Annotated in this window: 16 protein-coding genes; 13 read left to right on the top strand and 3 right to left on the bottom strand. The window is 56.1% G+C overall.

All coding sequences use genetic code 11. From position 1 onward, the window contains the following. Window positions 1-113 precede the first annotated feature (113 nt). Window positions 114-1,166 carry a LacI family DNA-binding transcriptional regulator gene (locus tag EFB11_RS11435; RefSeq protein ID WP_122790346.1) on the bottom strand — a complete coding sequence of 351 codons (1,053 nt, stop codon included), beginning with the start codon at window positions 1,164-1,166 and terminating at the stop codon, window positions 114-116. 511 nt (window positions 1,167-1,677) lie between these two features. Here EFB11_RS11435 and EFB11_RS11430 point away from each other — a divergent pair. The 4 genes from EFB11_RS11430 (at window position 1,678) to EFB11_RS11415 (ending at window position 6,317) form a co-directional block, all read left to right on the top strand. Beyond that, window positions 1,678-3,114 (top strand): MFS transporter, encoded by a 1,437-nt coding sequence (locus tag EFB11_RS11430; RefSeq protein WP_122790345.1) that lies wholly within the window; start codon window positions 1,678-1,680, stop codon window positions 3,112-3,114. Window positions 3,115-3,483: 369 nt separating this feature from the next. Continuing rightward, window positions 3,484-4,497 (top strand): Gfo/Idh/MocA family protein, encoded by a 1,014-nt coding sequence (locus tag EFB11_RS11425; RefSeq protein ID WP_122791298.1) that lies wholly within the window; start codon window positions 3,484-3,486, stop codon window positions 4,495-4,497. Between the two features lie 12 nt (window positions 4,498-4,509). Next, window positions 4,510-5,376, top strand: coding sequence for a sugar phosphate isomerase/epimerase family protein (locus EFB11_RS11420; protein ID WP_122790344.1), 867 nt, complete (start codon window positions 4,510-4,512; stop codon window positions 5,374-5,376). A gap of 26 nt (window positions 5,377-5,402) precedes the next feature. Continuing rightward, window positions 5,403-6,317, top strand: coding sequence for a sugar phosphate isomerase/epimerase family protein (locus EFB11_RS11415; protein WP_122790343.1), 915 nt, complete (start codon window positions 5,403-5,405; stop codon window positions 6,315-6,317). A gap of 101 nt (window positions 6,318-6,418) precedes the next feature. Here EFB11_RS11415 and EFB11_RS11410 read toward each other — a convergent pair whose 3' ends face one another. After that, window positions 6,419-7,273 carry an AraC family transcriptional regulator gene (locus EFB11_RS11410; RefSeq protein ID WP_164706745.1) on the bottom strand — a complete coding sequence of 285 codons (855 nt, stop codon included), beginning with the start codon at window positions 7,271-7,273 and terminating at the stop codon, window positions 6,419-6,421. Between the two features lie 128 nt (window positions 7,274-7,401). Beyond that, window positions 7,402-7,920 carry a CarD family transcriptional regulator gene (locus EFB11_RS11405; protein ID WP_164706744.1) on the bottom strand — a complete coding sequence of 173 codons (519 nt, stop codon included), beginning with the start codon at window positions 7,918-7,920 and terminating at the stop codon, window positions 7,402-7,404. A gap of 584 nt (window positions 7,921-8,504) precedes the next feature. Between EFB11_RS11405 and pyrH the strand changes: the two genes are divergently transcribed. The 9 genes from pyrH to EFB11_RS11360 all read left to right on the top strand — a co-directional run bounded on the left by pyrH (window position 8,505) and on the right by EFB11_RS11360 (window position 19,527). After that, entirely contained in the window at window positions 8,505-9,236 is a 732-nt protein-coding gene (pyrH, locus tag EFB11_RS11400; RefSeq protein WP_122790340.1) for a UMP kinase, read from the top strand. Continuing rightward, entirely contained in the window at window positions 9,233-9,787 is a 555-nt protein-coding gene (gene frr / locus EFB11_RS11395; protein ID WP_122790339.1) for a ribosome recycling factor, read from the top strand. The genes pyrH and frr overlap by 4 nt, the downstream gene beginning before the upstream one ends. 105 nt (window positions 9,788-9,892) lie before the next feature. After that, window positions 9,893-10,651: an isoprenyl transferase gene (locus EFB11_RS11390; RefSeq protein WP_122790338.1), complete on the top strand. Its 759-nt coding sequence runs from the start codon at window positions 9,893-9,895 to the stop codon at window positions 10,649-10,651. Window positions 10,652-10,681: 30 nt separating this feature from the next. Further along, window positions 10,682-11,497, top strand: coding sequence for a phosphatidate cytidylyltransferase (locus tag EFB11_RS11385; protein ID WP_122790337.1), 816 nt, complete (start codon window positions 10,682-10,684; stop codon window positions 11,495-11,497). A gap of 30 nt (window positions 11,498-11,527) precedes the next feature. Then, a complete protein-coding gene (locus EFB11_RS11380) occupies window positions 11,528-12,688 on the top strand; it encodes a 1-deoxy-D-xylulose-5-phosphate reductoisomerase (RefSeq protein WP_122790336.1) in 1,161 nt (386 codons plus the stop codon). A gap of 7 nt (window positions 12,689-12,695) precedes the next feature. Then, window positions 12,696-13,748: an RIP metalloprotease RseP gene (gene rseP, locus EFB11_RS11375; RefSeq protein ID WP_122790335.1), complete on the top strand. Its 1,053-nt coding sequence runs from the start codon at window positions 12,696-12,698 to the stop codon at window positions 13,746-13,748. Window positions 13,749-13,760: 12 nt separating this feature from the next. Continuing rightward, window positions 13,761-14,804 (top strand): flavodoxin-dependent (E)-4-hydroxy-3-methylbut-2-enyl-diphosphate synthase, encoded by a 1,044-nt coding sequence (gene ispG / locus EFB11_RS11370; protein WP_122790334.1) that lies wholly within the window; start codon window positions 13,761-13,763, stop codon window positions 14,802-14,804. 19 nt (window positions 14,805-14,823) lie between these two features. Beyond that, window positions 14,824-19,173, top strand: coding sequence for a PolC-type DNA polymerase III (locus EFB11_RS11365; RefSeq protein ID WP_243115216.1), 4,350 nt, complete (start codon window positions 14,824-14,826; stop codon window positions 19,171-19,173). A 15-nt stretch (window positions 19,174-19,188) separates the two neighbouring features. Then, window positions 19,189-19,527, top strand: a complete 339-nt coding sequence (locus EFB11_RS11360) for a DUF6054 family protein (protein ID WP_122790332.1) — start codon at window positions 19,189-19,191, stop codon at window positions 19,525-19,527.

Below are 19,527 nucleotides of genomic sequence, written 5' to 3'. Positions count from 1 at the left end.
CGCACTCTTGAGCTGCCGCATCTTTTGTTTTCCTGACCTCATTATACCATAGACTGGATAAAAAGCAAGAAACAAAAAGCTCTCCGTTTGCAAAACGGGGAGCTTTTTCACGTTTATGGATGCAGCGGGATGGGGTCGCCGGTGTTGTACTTGGTGCAAATGCGGATGTCGGTGTACATCAGTTCGCGCTCGGGCGCGCGCTGGTGCACCAGATAGTCGCTCAGCAGCAGGGGCGGGCGGTAGCCCTGTTCGAAGGCGTCCTGGTCGAGCAGAATGCTGATGTGACCGTCGCGCAGCAGTTCGTCGTTGGGCGGCGTCAGGTCAAAGGCGATCACCCGCACCCGGCCGGTCAGGCCGGCGTCTTTTACCGCTTCGCACACACCCTGTTGACCGTTGGACGCGACATAGATGCCCGCGAGATCGGGGTGGGCTTCCAAAATGTGCTGGGTGATTTCATAGGCGAAATCGTCCCGGTCAAAGCAGGGCTGGAAGGGTAGGACGGTCAGGTTGTCGGCGTGCTCGGCCGCCAGCGTGTCGGTAAAACCGGTCAGGCGGTTGTTGTGCGCCGTGTTGTTCAGGTGGCCGGTGAGCGGGAATACCTTGCTGCCGTCGGGCAGCATCTGGTGCATCAGACCGGCGGCCGTCTGTCCGGCGCGGTAGTTGTCCATGCCGATAAAGCACATCCGTTTGCTGCCCGGCACGTCGGAATTTAAGGTGATGACCGGAATGCCCTGTTCGTAAAGGTCGTTGATGCATTCGCGCAGCTCGGTGGTGTTGTTGGGCGAGAGGGCCAGCCCCTGGATGCCCTGTGATGTTAATTCTTCGATGCTTTCGAGCACCAGTTCCTCGTCCAATCCGCGCAGTTCGCGCACGAGGAGTTCGACCCCGGATGCACGCAGTTCGGACGCTGCGCGCTGGAGCCCCTGGCGTACAATCTGCATGGTCGGCGTCTCGACCGACTGCAAAATAGCGCCGATTTTGAAGTCCCGCTTGGACTTTACAAGCGCCTGACCGACCAAATTGGGCTTATATCCCAGGTCAGCCGCGATTTTATGGATGCGTGCAGCAACTTCCGGGTTGATGCGGCCGCGGTTGTGCAGCGCCCGGTCGACCGTGCCGCGGGACACGCCCGCCAACTCGGCGATTTGCTGTGCGGTGACTGCCATGCTCCTACCTCCCAATATTTCTGTTATGAACAGTATAACACACTGCACGCATTTTGCAAGTACCATTTTCCGCGGGAAATCGGCGCTTTTTTGCATTTTTGCAAGGTCGCACAGTTTCGGACGGGCGCTTCTGGCGGAAATACCTACGCAAATGCACGCGAGTGCACGCAGGTATAGACGATTTTCCGTCAATTTTACAAAGGTGCACGCTTGTTTTTGTGTTCATATCACGAAAAACCTGTCTTTGTGTGGTTTTCTGACTTTTGTCACTTGAAAACGATATTTATCCATGTTAAGCTTTATTTACAAAACAAATTCATTCTCTTGTTCGTCCATTTGCATGGCTGCTTGGCGGAGCAGCACGGCCGAACAGGCATTCTCCTCTGTGTTCTCGTGAACACCTGTATGTTCTTCTTCTTCACGGCTTCGGTGCGGCGGCATCCGCCCGGGGCACACATCGATATCCGCAATATCGATATGCAATAAGGGAAATAAAGAAGGAGTGTAGCAAATGAAAGGCGGAATTGCAGAACTTCTGAACTTTAAACAGAAGAAAAAGAACATGGACGAGTTTATTAAAGTCCCTGTATCCGAAAAGTTGGCCTACTGTTTTGGCGACCCGGCGCTGACGCTGATGTACACCATGACGTCCACGCTGCTGATTTACTTTTACACCAACGTGGTCGGTATTTCGGCCGGCGCGGTCGGCATGATTATGCTGGTTTCGCGTATTTTTGACGGTTTTTCCGATGTCGCCATGGGCACCATCATCGACCGCACCCATTCCAAATACGGCAAGGCCCGCATCTGGATTTTACGATTGGTTGTCCCGTACGCGATTGCAGCCGTTCTGCTGTTTACCATGCCGGATGTCGGCAATATGGGCAAGATTCTCTATGCTTTTGTCACCTATAACCTGATGAACACCGTGGTTTACACGGCAATCAGCCAGCCGTTCCACGCGCTGGGCTCGCTGATGACCCGCGACCGCCGCGATCGCGATACCATCAGCAACATCCGTATGATGCTGTCCATCACGGCAAGCATGATTATCACCGCATTCACCCTGCCGCTGATCAACTACGTTTCTGCCGCGACCGGCAAGGAGCAGCTTTCTTGGATTCTGGTCACCGGCGGCTATGCGATTGTTTCGGTGTTCATCCTGCTCAACACGTACGCCACCTGCACCGAGCGCGTTCAGGCCGCGCCGCAGACCAAAAAGGAAAATATCCCCTTCTGGAAGTCGTTTAAAATCACCTTTACCAACCGGTATTTCCTGATCGCCCTGGGCCTGATGATCGCCTACACCGCATATCAGGTCATCATCGGCACCGATCTGACCTACTACTGCCAGTATGTTCTGGGTGACGCAAACCTGGTTATGCCGCTGTCCTCGGCCGAAAAGGTCTGCACCATCATTGGTATTGCCATGCTGCCCAAGCTGCTGCCGCGCTTCGGCAAGCGGAATCTGATCTGCTTTGGCTGCGCAATGGGCATTATCGGTCAGCTTTTGTTCCTGGTCAATGCTACCAGCGTACCGCTCGGCGTGGTTTCCTGCATCATCCGTGGTTTCGGTATTGCACCGTTCTATGGCGTACAGTACTCGCTGCCCGGCGACGCCATCGAGTATGGCCACTGGAAGCATGGCTTGCGTGTAGAAGGCCTGATGTTCTCCTCGATGAGCATGGGCCAGAAGGCCGGTTCGGGCTTCACCCAGGCCATCATGGGCGGCATCCTGTCCATGGCAGCATTTGACGGTCTGAAGGCGACGGCAGCCGAACAGACCGTGGAAGCCATTGCGACCATTGAAGCATTCTATCTGTATGTTCCGATTGCCCTGTGGGCTATTATGTTCATCATTGCCTCGTTCTACAAGCTGGACAAGAGCTATGATAAGATGATGCACGAACTGCTCGAACGCGAAGGAAAAAGCGTCGAAGCGCGCTAAAGCGAAGCGAATATCCGTCCGGAAAACCCACCGGACGGATATTTTTTTGCGTGCTGCGTGCATGTTCCGAAAAATGCACGCAATTTCGTGCGCAGAATCCATAAAAATGAGCGGCGCGCTTGTGGAATAGCATACAAAAGCCGCGCGCGCAACCGACAAATTCGGCAATTTGAATATATTTTTCCGCCGATATTTGTGTATCTATTTGGAGATTTGCTCTTGCGTTCTCGTGAACGCGGTGCTACAATCATTTCGAAGAAGAAAACAAGCAGTGAACGCAAGCACATGCACATGCGGTCCGCCAAACCGCACACCACAAAAGACACCACAAGCTTTATCACTTTATTTTTTATGACGGAGGTTTTTCTTATGTCCCTGAACATCGCACTGATTGGCTGCGGCATGATCGGCCGCGAACACATTGAACGCATCCAGAACCGCATCAAGGATGCCAAGATCGTTGCCGTTTGCGACGTATTCGAAGAAGGCGCCAAGAAGGGCGCTGCAATCGCCGGCGAAGGCACCAAGGTTTACACCGACTTCAACGAAGCTATCAACGACCCGGACGTAAACGCAGTTGTTGTTACCACGCCGGGCGCATTCCACAAGGACCCGGTAATCGCAGCGATCAAGGCCGGAAAGCCGGTGTTCAGCGAAAAGCCGCTGGCTAACACCGCAGCGGACTGCAAGGAAATCGTAGACGCCGAAATGGCATCGGGCAAGCATCTGGTACAGGTTGGCTTTATGCGCCGCTACGACCGCGGTTACAACCAGCTCAAGGCGCTGCTCGATGAGGGTAAATTCGGCGCTCCGATGGTCATTAAGTGCACCCACCGCGCCGACGGCGTGGCTGAGGACTACACCACCGCCATGGCAGTCACCGACACCGCCATTCACGAGATCGACGTACTGCCGTGGCTGGTCGATGACGAGTGGGACGAAGTGCAGTGCATCATGCCCAAGACCTCGTCCAAGGCGCACGAAGGCCTGAAGGACCCGCAGATCATGATCCTCAAGACCAAGGGCGGCATCGTGACCGTTCTGGAAGTCAATGTAAACTGCGGCTTCGGCTATGACATCAACTGCGAAGTGGTTTGCGAAAACGGTGTGATGAATCTGCCGTGCCCGTCGTTCCCGACCGTACGCTTTGACCACAATGTTTCCACCAAGATCGAAGACAACTGGATCCTCCGCTTCATCGATTCTTATGATGTCGAGATTCAGGACTGGGTCAACCACGCGCTCGAAGGCAAGACCGGCGGATCTTCCGCTTGGGACGGCTATGTCGCTTCCATCACGGCCGACGCGCTCGTCAAGAGCCAGACCACCGGTGCAGCCGAGAAGGTCATCACCGGCGGCACCCCGGATTTCTACAAGAAGTAAGGAGAACATACCATGAAGATCGGTTTTAATGAAGGCTGCAACCGCTTTTGCGAAAATCATTCGGTGCTGGAAGACCTCGACCTGTGCGAGAAGTACGGCATTGATTACATCGACATCCAGTCGGAATGCCTGGACCGCGAGATCGCGGCCGGCAAGTACACCATCGACGACCTGGCGGCCTGGTTTGCTGACCCCAAGCACCATTTGAAGATGCTGTCCTATAACGCGCTGGTGTTCTTCAATATGAAGCAGACCCAGGCGGAAAAGGACGAAGTCATGGCCAAGCTCGACCAGATCATTGCCGATTGCCTCAAGCTGCAATGCAAGATGATCGTCGTGGTTCCGTCTATGGACCTGCCGGTTCATGCGACGCTGGACGACATCAAGGCCGACGCCGTAGCAGTCCTCAAGGAAATGGTCAAGAAGGTCGAGCCGCACGGCATCAAGCTGTCGCTCGAGTTCTGCGGCGCACCGACCATGTCCATCAACCGCTTTGAAGATGCGTATGCCATCGTAGAGGAAGTGAACCATCCGCTCGTGGGCATCACGCTCGACCAGTATCATTTCCACGCCATGGCATCGGGCTGGGACGCGCTGGAAAAGGCTGACGGCAAGAAGATTTTCGTTTGGCACCTCAACGGCATGGAGAATATGCCCTGCGGCGCAGCTTACAACAACGATGAGAAGCGTCTGTGGCCGGGCGAGCCGGGCGACTGCCTGGACCACAAGCGTTATGCCGATACGCTCAAGAAGATCGGCTTTGAAGGCGACGTGTGCACCATGGAGGTGTTCCGTCCGGAGTATTACAAGCTGACGAACGAAGAAAATATCAAGAAGGCAGCCGAAGTCACCAAGGCGCATGTCGCCAAGTACTGGTAATCCACGAAAAAAAGGAGGAACTAAGCATGAAAATCGCATTTGACGTCGATGTCCTGGCCAAGCAGATGTCCATTCGGGACTATGTCCACAAGGTAGCCGATTGGGGCTATAAGTACATCGAGCAGTCCCCGCATCCGCGCATCAACCCGTTCTATAAGCATCCGCTGTTCTCCAAGGAGTGCCAGGACGAATACAAGCAGGCGCTCAAGGAAACAGGCGTTGAGATCTCGTCCTTCATCGTGGTATATCGTTGGTCGGGCCCGACCGAGGAGCAGCGCCAGTTTGCGGTTGCCAACTGGAAGCGCATGATCGAGATCGCTGTCGATATGGGCGTACCGGTCATCAACACCGAATTTTCGGGCGACCCCAACCAGCAGGAGATCTGCAACGGCATGTTCTTCCGCTCCATGGAAGAGCTGCTGCCCATCATTGAGCGTGAAGGCCTGCGCGTAGAATTGCAGTCCCATCCGTATGACTTCTGCGAACTCAACGACGAAGCATGCGATATCGTCAAGTCCTTCCGCTCCAAGAACCTTGGCTATGTGTATTCTTCGCCGCATGGCTTCTTCTACGACCAGGGCAAGGGCGATGTGCGTCATATGCTGAAGTATGCGGGCGACGACCTGACCCATGTGCTGCTGGCCGATACCTTCAACCAGACCATGGACTGCCGGTATATCGCCAATCCGCCTTGGCTCAACAGCCGCGGCAAGGCCGATGTGACTATCCACCAGCATCTGGCGATGGGCGAAGGTGATGTCGATTTTCCGGGCATCTTCGAAACCCTGCGCGATATGGATTTTGCCACCAAGCAGCAAAAGGCCGATGCGCCCAAGGCTGGCGGCGATAATATCATCTGTGTATCGTATTTCGGGTTCCCGGAGAAGATGGACCAGCAGGCGCCCGAAGCGCTCGAGCGCATCCAGCGCGAACTCTTATAAAGACCATTCCACCTTATCTCTTTACGGCGAAAAACGCAAGACCTGTCTGGTCTTGCGTTTTTTGCATCAAAAAAGCGCCCATGAAAATGGGCGCTTTGAAATCAAGGGGTTTGCTGCGCTTGCTGCTCGCGCTGGTGCTTGCGGAACTGCACCGGCGTCATACCGGTCATTTGCTTGAACGCTTTGGAGAATACGAGCGGGTCGCGATAACCGACCGACTGGGCGATGGCCGCCACCGTGGCATCGGTCAGGGTGAGCTGCTCTTTGGCGCGCGTCAAGCGGAACGTGGTAAGGAACTCCTGCGGGGAGATGTGCAGCACGCGCTGGAACAGGGTAAATAGATAGCTGCGGTTGAGGGATACGTATTTGGCCATATCCGACACCGTGATGTGGTTGGCGTAATTGTAGTGGACAAATTCGACCGCACGGCGTACATAGAAGTTTTCGCGGTCGTTTTTGGCGACAGCCGACAGCGGGATGGAGAGCGAGCGCGCCAGGCACGCGAAGAACCGGCACAACAGCCCTTGCAGAAGGAAGTCATTCTCCACACCGGCGGTGTTGTAGCGCAGCATTTCCTGCACGATCTCCTTGAGTTTTTCGCCGTCCGGAGAGCGGTAGGTCTGCTGGCCATCGTCCAGACCGATGGCTTTCAGGTATTCGACGCAGCGGGACCCATCAAACCCAATCCAAAGATAGGTCCAGGGGTCGGATTCGTCTGCCTGGAAAAAGGCCTGCTCGTTGGGGCGGATGAGAAAACCCTCGCCCGCGTGCAGCGAAACGCGGTTGCCACCCGACTGGAATTCGCCCTTGCCGTCCATAATATAATAGATCAGATAATTGGGCCGGACAGCAGGGCCAAAATGTTGGAGCGGCTCGCAGGATGCATAACCGCAGTAGCACAGATAAAAATCAGAAAAAATTTGGTGTGCAAGCTGCAAAACATTCGGATTTTCCATACTCACCCTCCTCATATAAAACAAAAGAGATGCACCGCGCTTTTGCGGCGTACAGTGAAAAACTTTTCTGCTTTTATTTTATCAGCATCCGGGAGTATGTGCAAGGGTTTCGCGGGCAGAAGTGAAATTTAAGCCCGTTCTTTTTCAAATTGTAACACTGTTTTTTCAATATAGGAAGGGATCTGGTCGCGGGGGATGTCCAGCGCAGCCGAAAATTCACTGTACAGGATGTCTTCCGCGCGCTTGCGATATTCTTCGTCGATGCGACCAAGAGCATGTCGTGTGCCTGGGTTGCGGTGCTGCTTGGCATAGACGGTCTTGAGAATGCGCACCAAACCGATGCAATCGTGGGTGTGCAGGGCCTCGCCATACGATTCACGCTGCACAAACGGACCGGACGAGACACACGGCAGTGGTTCGATCTCGGGCATTTTTTCAATCAGCCCTTGCGCTTGCTGGCGGGTCATGATCGGGCGCAGATGTTCGGCGTGGTCGACCGGGATATAAATCATCACTTTATGGCCGAGCGGGCACAACGTATAATAAGCGTCTTGGATATCCATTCCCGTCAGGTGGGGCACACCCACATCGATGACCCGGCATACGCCTTCGCCGCCATAGACGACAAGCTGTCCAGTTTGAAACATGCATTTCCCTCCTAATAAAATATTTCCCTTTGAAACAAGGAGACGGCGCGTGGCCATGCGGAAAACCGGGGGCAACATGCCGCCTTTTTTTTATATTTTAGCATATTTTACTGGGGAATGTAAGGGCAAAAATTCGATTTTTCATAGGTTTTGGTTATTTTGTATCAGGCTAAAGCCCAATTTGGGCCGGTGGCATGCGTCAAAATGAATAAAAGCCGGCAGCCAAAGGGAGTCATGCGGCGGACATATACGCGGCATAGGCGATGCAATACAACAGATGGAATGTTCATCGGAGGTTTTCTGGAAGACGAGGTTGGAATTTTAAGAAATATTGTAATATAACACCAAGTGAGTGAGGTATACCAAAACAGAGACAGGAAACAATCCTCATACTAAACAAAAAAGAAAAATATTTCTGTATATATTGCCTGAAACGGAGGATTTCACTGATATTATAAAAATGCGCCGCAGGGTCTGGAAAAATTTTTACCATCCGTTCATAAAAAAGAGGGCGAAATGCTTTGCAAAATAGCCGGGGATACGCTAAAATAAATTAAGACTGTGTGAAAATAGGAGGATACACGATGGACACTCCCAAGTATAAACGTGTACTCATCAAGATCAGCGGCGAAGCGCTGGCGGGCGACAAACATTTCGGCTTAAATTTTGAAGATGTCATCGGCCCGGTGTGCGACGTCATCAAGCGCGTCAGCGAGATCGGCTGCGAGGTTGGCATCGTGGTCGGCGGCGGCAACTTCTGGCGCGGCGTCAAGGATGGCGGCGGCAAGATGGAACGTACCCGTGCCGACTATATGGGTATGCTGGCGACCACCATCAACGCTCTGGCGCTCCAGGATGCGCTCGAGCAGCGCGGCGTCGATGTGCGCGTACAGACGGCCATCGAAATGAACAAGATCGCTGAGCCTTACATCCGTTCCCGTGCCACCCGGCATCTGGAAAAGGGCCGTGTGGTCATCTTTGGCTGCGGTACTGGCTGCCCCTACTTCTCGACCGATACGGCAGCGGTCCTGCGTGCGGCCGAAGTCAATGCCGACGTGATCTTGCTGGCCAAGAACATCGATGGCGTGTATGATTCCGACCCGGCCAAGAACCCCAACGCGAAAAAGTATGACAGCCTGACCTATATGGATGTCTTAAACCAGGGCCTTGGCGTCATGGACACCACGGCGACCAGCTTGTCCATGGACAACCATATCCCGATTCTGGTCTTTGCCCTGAGCGACCCGGAAAACATTTATCGTGTCGTTACCGGAGAAAACATCGGCACGATTGTCAAAGAGGAGGAAGTAAGATGAAAGCAGACCTGAAGACTTATGAACACAAGATGACCAAGACCATCGAGGTGCTCGGTAAGGAACTGGCCGCCATCCGTGCAGGCCGCGCCAATCCGGCAGTCCTCGACAAGATCACCGTGGAATACTATGGTGCGCCGACCCCCCTCAATCAGGTGGCCGCCATTTCTTCGCCCGACCCGCGTTCGCTGGCTATCCAGCCGTGGGATGGTTCGGTGCTGCGTGCGGTCGAAAAGGCCATCCAGACATCGGATCTGGGCATCAACCCGCAGAACGACGGCAAGGTGATCCGCCTGACCTTCCCGCCGCTGACCGAGGAACGCCGTAAGGAACTGATCAAGCAGGTTTCCAAGATCGGTGAAGACAGCAAGGTTGCGGTACGCAATGTGCGCCGGGAAGCGATCGATAAGTGCAAGGCAGCACACAAAAAGAGCGAAATGACCGAGGACGAACTGCATGAGGCAGAAGATCAGATGCAGAAGATGACCGACAAGTTTGTCAAGGAAATCGACGGCATCGTTGCCAAGAAGTCCAAGGAACTGGCAGAAGTTTAAAACAAAAGGGAGAAGTTTGGAATTTCTGCATTCCAACCGCTCTCAATCCAAGAACATGCGGGGGGCGGCGCAAAGTCGCCCCCTTCTACCATATGTGAGGTAAAAATGGGGATTTTGAATCTTTTTCGGGGAAAAGCCCCGGCGAAAATCGTTGGAGAGCGCCCGGTGCCGCGGCATATTGCGGTCATTATGGACGGCAACGGCCGTTGGGCCAAAAAACGGGGCATGCCGCGTTCGGCCGGCCATGCGGTGGGGGCGGAGACCTTCCGTACGATTGCAACCTACTGTAAGGACATCGGGGTACAGTACTTCACCGTGTATGCGTTTTCCACCGAAAATTGGAAGCGTCCCAAGGAAGAAGTGGACGCTTTGATGGACCTGTTCCGCAAGTATCTCAAAGAAGCGGCCGAAACCATGTTTCAGCGCGGCGTCGCCGTGCGGGTGCTGGGCGATTTGACGCCGCTGCCGGCGGACATCCATGCGCAGATCGAAGAAGTGGACGCCATTGCGGACAAGTTGGGGCCGGATGCGGCCACAGCCAGTCTGTGCATCAACTATGGCGGCCGGGACGAGATCAAAAACGCGGTGCGGGCCTTGGCACGTGAGGTGAAAAACGGGACGATTGCGCCCGAGGATATCACCGAGGACAGCATTTCGGCCCATCTCTATACTTCGCATATGCCCGACCCTGATCTCATCATCCGCCCATCGGGCGAGATCCGCACGTCCAATTTCCTGCTGTGGCAGTCGGCATATAGTGAATATTATTTTACCGACGTGCTGTGGCCGGACTTTTCGACCGCGGACATGGATGAGGCGATCGACGCATTCAACCGCCGTTCGCGGCGGTTTGGCGGCGTATAAGGGGAAAAAACGAAGGAAATAGGTAATGTTATGAAAGCTAGAGTTTTGTTTGGCGTGATTGGGTTTGTATTTGTCCTGCTCGCGCTGTATGTGTTCCCGCCTGTGGTGATGGCCATTGCGCTGACTGTGCTGGCCACCCTGGCGACCTATGAGCTGACCGAGCCGACCGGACTGGTCAAAAACCCGATCGTGCTGCGCACGGCATGGTTTTCTTCTCTGCTGTTCGGTGTTTTTGATGCCGTTGGGACGGGCGACGATGTTCTGCTGCTGTACGCCTGTCTGACTATGATAGTGATCGTGGCGCTGTTTGCCGCTCTGCTGCGGCACCATGACACGGTTTCTTTTCCGGAGATCGCGGTCGCGCTGTTTGGCGGCGTCGTGCTGCCCATCATGCTGCTGTCGCTGTGGCGTATCTTCTCGATGGAAGGCGGCCAGTTCCTGGTGCTGCTGCCGCTGGTAGCGGCCTGGGGATCGGATACCTGTGCGCTGTTTGCTGGCATGGCATTCGGCAAGCATAAGCTGGCGCCGGTTGTCAGTCCGAAAAAGACGGTCGAAGGTGCGATTGGCGGCGTAGTTGGCGCAACGCTGCTCATGCTGCTGGTCGTGTATCTGTTCAACCGGTTTGCCAATCTGGAAATCGACTATGCAGCCGCAGCGCTCATGGGCGCCATCGGCGCGGTGATCGGCCAGGTAGGCGACCTGTCGTTTTCCATCATCAAGCGGCAGACCGGCATCAAGGATTATAGCCACATTTTCCCCGGCCATGGCGGCGTACTCGACCGCTTTGACAGCGTGATCTTTGTGGCTCCGGTCGCTGAACTGATTTTGCGGCTGTTTGCCGCATAAGCAGCATATTGGAAGGACGAAGAGACTACAATGATAGAGAAAAAACGCATTTCCATTCTGGGGGCGACCGGTTCGATCGGCACCCAGACCATCGATGTGCTCGATTCCATCGACGCGCAGGCGGTGGCGCTCACGACCAACCGTAATGTAAAGCTGCTTGAGCAGCAGGCGCGGGCGCTGCGTCCCGAACTCGCGGTCGCCTTTGATGAAGCGGCGGCCAAAGAACTGAAAACCGCGCTCGCCGATACCGATATCCGCGTGGCTGCCGGGATGGACGGCCTGATTGAAGCGGCCAGCCTGCCGCAGGCCGATGTGGTCGTGACCGGCGTGGTCGGCATGGTCGGCTTGCTGCCCACCATGGCCGCCATTGAGGCCGGGCACGATATCGCGCTGGCCAATAAGGAAACGCTGGTCTGCGCGGGCGGTCTGGTGACCGAAGCCGCGCGCAAGAAAGGCGTCAAGATTTTGCCGGTGGACTCTGAGCATTCGGCCATCTTTCAGTGCGTGCAGGCCGCGCAGGGCAACCGCCTGGATAAAATTATCCTGACCGCATCGGGCGGCCCGTTTTTCGGCAAATCGGCCGAGGAACTCGAGCATGTGACCCCCGAGCAGGCGCTCCAGCACCCCAACTGGTCGATGGGTGCCAAAATCACCATCGATTCGGCGACCATGATGAACAAGGGTCTGGAACTGATCGAAGCCATGTGGCTGTACGACCTGCCGCCAGAGGACATTGAGGTCATCATCCACCGCGAAAGCATTGTGCATTCGCTGATCGAATTTGAGGACGGCGCGGTTTTGGCGCAGCTCGACGTGCCTGATATGCGCCTGCCGATTCAGTATGCGCTGACCTATCCGGCGCGCGTGCCGTGCAAGATGGAGCGGTTAAATCTGGCTAAAGTCGGGCATCTGTCGTTCTATGCGCCCGATGAAACCGCGTTCCCGGCCCTGCGCATCGCGCGCGAAGTCGCGCGGCAAAAGGGCGGCGCAGGCGCTGTCATGAACGGCGCGAACGAAGCGGCGGTCGATCTGTTCTTAAAGGGCAAGATCGGCTTTAACGACATTCCGCGGCTGGTGCAGCAGGCACTGGACCGCATCCCCCACAACAAAGACATTTGTTTGGATGATGTGCTCATGCTCGACCGCATGGCGCGTGAGCAGGTCTATGAGAGCCAAGAAAGGTTGAGGTAATCGGTTTATGGACTTTCTTTCCAATCTGCCGGGCATTATCCTGGCGCTGATCGCGTTCGGTGTGCTGATTTTGGTGCATGAGGTCGGCCATTTGGTGGCCGCCAAGCGCAGCGGCGTGCTGGTCGAGGAATTTTGGATCGGGATGGGGCCGACCCTTCTCTCGCACCAGTTTGGGGAAACAAAATATTGTCTGCGGCTGCTGCCGATTGGCGGCGCCTGCGTGATGGAAGGGGAGGACGGCGACGATGGTTCGGTGTCCGATCGGGCATTTTCCAAAGTCAGCCGCTGGCGGAGATTCATCATTTTGATCGCCGGTGTCACGATGAACTTTTTGATGGGGTTTGTCATTCTGCTGTTCATCCTGCCGGGAGCGCAGGATGGCCGCATCGTGGTGCCCACGCTGGACGGGTTTTATGAAGGCTTCCAGCATGAGGGCGAGGATGGCCTGATGGTCGGCGACACCATTTTGGAGATCGACGGCTACCGCATCCATCAGCGCAGCGACGTGGATATGGCCATTATGCAGGGTGCAGCAGACGGCAAATTCGACATCACGGTACGCCGTGACGGGGAAAAGGTAGAAATCAAGGATCTGCCCATGCAGCCCAATGTCGAGGTCGATGGACAGATGAAATACGGTCTGCATTTTGCGACCGTGGAAGCCACGCTGCCCGTTCGTATCCAGACCGCGTTCTGGGAATCGGTGAGCCTCGCGCGCGTTATCTGGGATTCGCTCGGCCAACTGGTCAGCGGCCAGGTGGGCGTTGATCAGCTTTCCGGCCCAGTCGGCGTGACCGCAGTGATGAGCCAGACCGCCAAGGTCAGTTTCCAGTCGTTCCTGTATCTGGTGGCGTTCATTTCGATCAACCTCGGCGTGATGAACCTGCTGCCCATTCCGGGGCTGGACGGCGGCCGCCTGCTGTTTTTGCTGGTGGAAGCCATCCGCCGCAAGCCGCTCGGCCCCAAGCTGGAGGGCTATGTCAATGCGGCCGGTTTGGTGCTGCTGTTAGGGCTGATGGTCTATGTGACCGGAAACGATATGATTCGGCTGCTCGGATAAAGGAGAACGGTTATGAAAAGACAGATCAAAGTTGGTTCCGTGCTGGTGGGCGGCGGTGCGCCGGTGTCCATTCAGTCGATGACCAATACGGATACGCGCGATGCCGCCGCGACGCTGGCCCAAATCCGGGCCCTTGCGGACGCGGGCTGCCAGATTGTGCGGTGTGCGGTGCCCGATATGGAGGCCGCCCACGCGCTCGGGGAGATCTGCGAAAAATCGCCCCTGCCCGTGGTGGCCGACATCCATTTTGATTACAAGCTGGCGCTCGAAGCGATTGCCGCAGGGGTGCACAAGGTGCGCATCAATCCGGGCAACATCGGTTCGGACGACCGGGTCAAGGCCGTGGTGCAGGCCGCGCGCGGCCGGAATATCCCGATTCGCATTGGCGTCAATTCGGGCTCGGTCGAAAAAGATATTTTGGCACAGTACGGCGGTCCGACCCCGGAAGCGCTGGTGGCGTCGGCGCTATATCATGCGTCGCTACTTGAAAAATTTGATTTTTACGACATCTGTTTGTCCATGAAATCGTCGTCGGTGCCCGATACCATGAAAGCCTATATGCTGGCCCATGAGAAAGTCGATTATCCGCTCCATCTGGGCGTGACCGAGGCGGGCACAGAATACATGGGCACCATCAAGTCGGCAGCCGGCATCGGCGGTCTGCTGGCGCTCGGCATCGGCGACACCATCCGCGTGTCGCTGACCGATGACCCGGTCAAGGAAATCTATGCCGCCCAAGCCATCTTAAAGGCCGTAGGACTCAACGACGACGGCATCAACGTCGTATCCTGCCCGACCTGCGGGCGCACGCGCATTGACCTGATCGGCATTGCTGCCGAGGTCGAGCGGCGAGTGGCAAACATCCACGGCAAAAAGCTGAAAGTCGCGGTCATGGGCTGCGCGGTCAACGGCCCGGGCGAAGCGCGCGAAGCCGATGTGGGCATCGCGGGCGGCGACGGCGTGGGCCTGATTTTCCGCAAAGGCGAGATCGTGCGCCGGGTGCCGCAGGACAAGCTGGTGGATGAGCTGATGCGTGAGATTGAAACCTTCGAATGATTAAAGGATGGGAGCCTCTATGGCAAGAGCACTGGCTGATCTGTTTGATCGCTGTAAAATAGAAGAATCGGTAAGGGCGTACTTCGACACTGGCGAAGTGCGCTCTTTGGCGGTTAGTTCGGATAAGCGGACGATGATCTGCCATGTGGGGTTTGATGACATCGTGCCGGTCAAGGCGCTGGGCCTTTTGGAGCGTTCGATCGCCAAGGCCTATGGCCTGACCCGTATGCGCATTTCCCCGCGGTATGAACTGGCCGGGCTGACCGAAGGGTATCTGCAAACTTTGCGGGAACGCCTGTGCCTGGAAACCCCGTCGGCCTGCGGACTGCTGGCCGACAGCCAGTGGAAAACCGAGGACGGTGAACTGCACATCGCCATGAGTGAGGCGGCGCGCGAGTATTTGAAGCTGTCGCTGCACGCCATGGCCGACCGTATCCGCACCGAAACCGGGCTGGATGTGCCGGTGGTCGCGGTACCGTTTGACGACCGCACGGCCAAAGACATCATTGACGCGCAGCGCAGCGCGCGCAAGCAGGCGCTCGAACAGGCCGCCGAAGCGCTGCCCGAACCAATCGAAAAGCCCAAGAAGCCGCGTCCGGCGCGGCCGAGTGGGGAAAACCGTTCGTTCCAGCGGCCCAAGGTGGAAAAGGTGGCGGACGAAAACCTTATTTTCGGCAAACTCTATGCTGACGAGCCGCTGTCCATCCGCGACGCGATGGGCGAATATGGCCAGGTGACCATTCGCGGCGAGATTTTCTTTGTTGATCACAAGGAGATTGTTTCGAAAAAGAGCGGCAAGGAATGGCTCAAAGTGTCCTTTGACATCACCGACAACACCAACTCGGTGCGTGTGGCCAAGTTCTTCAGCAAGGAGCAGGCCGAGCCCATCGTGCCGCTGCTCAAGACCGGCGCGTATGTCACCGTGCAGGGCAAAATCACCTTTGACACCTACGAAAAAGAAAGTATTTTGGAGCCGACCGCTATCGTCAAGGCCAAAAAGCACATCCGCATGGATAAGGCCGACAAAAAGCGCGTCGAACTCCATTTACATACCAACATGAGCGCCATGGACGGCATGAGCTCGACCAAGGCCCTCATGCAACGCGCCAAGCTGTGGGAGCATCCGGCCATGGCCATCACCGACCATGGTGTGGCGCAGGCCTTCCCGGAAGCCATGCACGCCATTGAGCGCAACAAGATCGATTTGAAAATCCTCTATGGCGTGGAAGCCTATTATGTCAACGACGCCGCCGGGGTATCGGTCGTGCGCGGCACGGGCGATGCACCGCTGGACGGCGAGATGATCGTCTTTGACCTGGAAACCACGGGCCTCAAGCCCTCCACCGAGGAGATCACCGAGATCGCCGCTGTGCTGGTGCGGGACGGGCAGATCATCGACTCGTTCCAAACCTATGTCAATCCGCACAAGCCCATCCCGGCCGAGATCACCGAACTGACCGGCATTTCGGATGAAACCGTCCGCGATGCGCCCGACTTGGCCGACGCTGTGCCGCGGTTTTTGGAATTTGCCGGGGAGCGGCCGCTCATTGCGCACAATGCGGGCTTTGATATGTCGTTCTTGAACGCCGCGACCAAGCGGCTGGGCATCGAGCGGGCGTTTACGTCCATCGACACGCTGGAGATGAGCCGTATTTTGCTGCCGCATCTGGGTAAGCACAAGCTCAATGTCCTAGCCAAGGAGCTGGCCGTCGGGCCGTTTGAGCATCACCGCGCCAGCGAGGATGCGACCGTGCTCGCGCGCATCTGGATCAAGCTGGTCGATAAAATGCGCGTCGAACTCAACGCCGCCCGTGTGTCGGACATCAATCCGCTGCTGGCCGGCCTGCGCGCCAAAAGCGGTTCGCTCAAAAACCTGAACCGCCACCATTTTATTATCCTGGTCAAGAACCAGACCGGCCTGAAAAACCTCTATAAACTGATTTCGTACAGTTATCTGAATTATTTCTACAAAAAGCCGCTCATGCCGCGCTCGGAACTCATCAAGCACCGCGAAGGGCTGATTTTCGGTTCGGCCTGCGAAGCGGGCGAGGTGTTCCAAGCCATGGTCGGTGGTGCCGATTGGGAGGAACTCAAACGCATCGCGTCGTTCTATGACTATCTGGAGATTCAGCCGATCGACAACAACCGCTTCATGATCGAAAAGGGCGTGGCCCGCGACGAAGAAGAGCTGCGCGACTTTAATCGGAAGATTTTGAAGCTGGCCGACGAGCTGGGCAAGCCCTGCTGTGCGACCGGGGACGTGCATTTCCTCGAACCTGAGGACGAAGCCTTCCGCCGTATCCTGATGGCCGGACAGGGCTTTTCGGACGCCGACAAGCAGGCGCCCCTGTATCTGCGCACGACCGACGAAATGCTGGACGAGTTTGCCTATCTGGGGGCCGACCGCGCGTATGAAGTCGTGGTCGAGAACACCAACAAAATTGCCGATCTGTGTGAAACCATCCGGCCGGTGCCGCGCGAGAACTATCCGCCCAAGATCGAAGGCGCGGAGGATGACTTGCGCAACATGAGTTACGAAAAGGCCAAGCGCATCTACGGCGACCCACTGCCCGAACTGGTGCAGCAGCGGCTGGACCGGGAACTCAATTCCATCATCGGCAACGGCTACGCGGTTATGTACATCATTGCGCAAAAGCTGGTGACCAAATCGCTCGAGGACGGCTATCTGGTCGGTTCGCGTGGTTCGGTCGGCTCATCGTTCGCGGCCTTCACCTCGGACATCACCGAAGTAAATTCGCTACCGCCCCATTACCTGTGCCCGGACGATAAATATGTCGAATGGCATGACGAATACTCGTGCGGCGTGGACCTGCCCGATAAGGTTTGCCCCAACTGCGGAAAACCGCTGACCAAGCAGGGATTCGGCATCCCGTTTGAGACATTTCTGGGGTTTGAGGGCGATAAGGTGCCCGATATTGACCTGAACTTTTCGGGCGAATACCAGAGCCGTATCCACTGGTATACCGGCGAACTGTTTGGACATGACCATGTGTTCCGCGCCGGGACCATCGGCACAGTCGCCGAAAAGACCGCATACGGCTACGTCAAAAAGTACATGGAGGAGCGCGGCATCACCTGTTCGCGCGCCGAGGAAAACCGGCTGACCGCCGGTTGCACGGGGGTGCGCCGTACCTCGGGGCAGCATCCAGGCGGCATCGTCGTGGTCCCCAAGGAAGTCGAGATCTACGATTTTTGTCCGGTACAGCACCCGGCCGATGACCCCAATTCGGACATCATCACCACCCATTTTGAATATCACTCGATCGACGAGAACTTACTCAAGCTCGACGAACTCGGGCACGATGACCCGACCATCATCCGCCACATGCAGGACCTCACGGGCGTAGACGCCCAGCAGATTCCACTCGATGACCCGGACGTCATGAGCCTGTTCACCTCAAACAAGGCGCTCAAATACGTGGACGATACGCCCGACCCAATTTTGGGCGATCTCGGCTGTCTGGCCGTCCCGGAATTTGGCACCAAGTTTGTGCGCGGCATGGTGTCGGAAACCAAACCGACCACCTTCGCCGAATTGGTTTCCATTTCCGGCCTGTCGCACGGTACCGACGTATGGCTGGGCAATGCGCAGGATCTCGTCCATCAGGGCATTGGCCTGGCTGACTGCATCTGTTGCCGCGACGACATTATGAACTATCTCATTTTGAAAGGCGTGCAGCCCAAACTCAGCTTTACCATCATGGAGTCGGTGCGTAAAGGCAAGGGCCTCAAACCCGAGTGGGAGGAAGCCATGCGCGCGCAGGAAGTGCCCGAATGGTACATCGATTCGTGCAAAAAGATCAAGTACATGTTCCCTAAGGCGCATGCAGTCGCCTATGTTATGATGGCGTACCGCATTGCCTGGTTCAAGGTGCATCGGCCGCTGGCGTTTTATTCCGCGTATTTTTCCATCCGTGCCAAGGGCTTTGACGCCTCGTGCATGGTGCGCGGCGATGCAGTCTGCATGGATAAAATCCGGGAACTGCAACAAAAGGAGCGGGAAAAGACCATTTCCGCAGCCGAAAAGGAAACCGCGACCACTTTGGAAGTCGTGCATGAGTTTTATAAGCGTGGGTTCCATTTTGAGCCCATGGACATCTACAAATCGGATGCGACCAGCTTTTTGGTGGCTGAAAACGGACTGATTCCGCCGTTTACCTCTATGCCCGGTGTGGGTGAGCAGGCGGCGCTGAACATCGTAGAAGAACGGGCCAACGGGCCGTTCCTGTCCGCCGAAGAACTGCTGGTGCGCTGCAATAAGGTATCCAAATCGGTTGTGGAAACACTCGATGAAATCGGTGCCTTGGGCGGCATGCCCAAGACCACGCAGATCAGCCTGTTTGCATAAAAAGGAGGGAGCCGGATGGCCAAATATGAAAGACGTCTGACCGGTAATTTTGACCATTTTCTGCACTACTTACACGATGGTATTTTGGGTGGCAGCGCATCGGCCTCCTATGAGGACGGCAGCGACTGGCAGACAGGCGACCTGCGCTGCGCGGTGCGTGTGTTTGAGCGGTACAGCTGGGTGGGCAGCAACCGGGTGAGCCTGAATCTGACCCTTGTGGGGCAGGGGGATACCTTGTTCCTGTCTGCCATCACATCAGGCGGCAGTCAGGCGGTATTTTGGAAACTGAATACCGTGGGCGAAGAAAGCTTTTTGGAAAAGGTTGAAAAGCTAGTCGACGACTACCAAGGGTAA

Origin of the sequence: Intestinibacillus sp. Marseille-P6563, from assembly GCF_900604335.1 — a bacterium.
Lineage (GTDB): Bacteria > Bacillota > Clostridia > Oscillospirales > Butyricicoccaceae > Butyricicoccus_B.
Note: the sequence above shows the minus strand (reverse complement) of the source record. Positions and strands in the feature narration are given on the sequence as shown.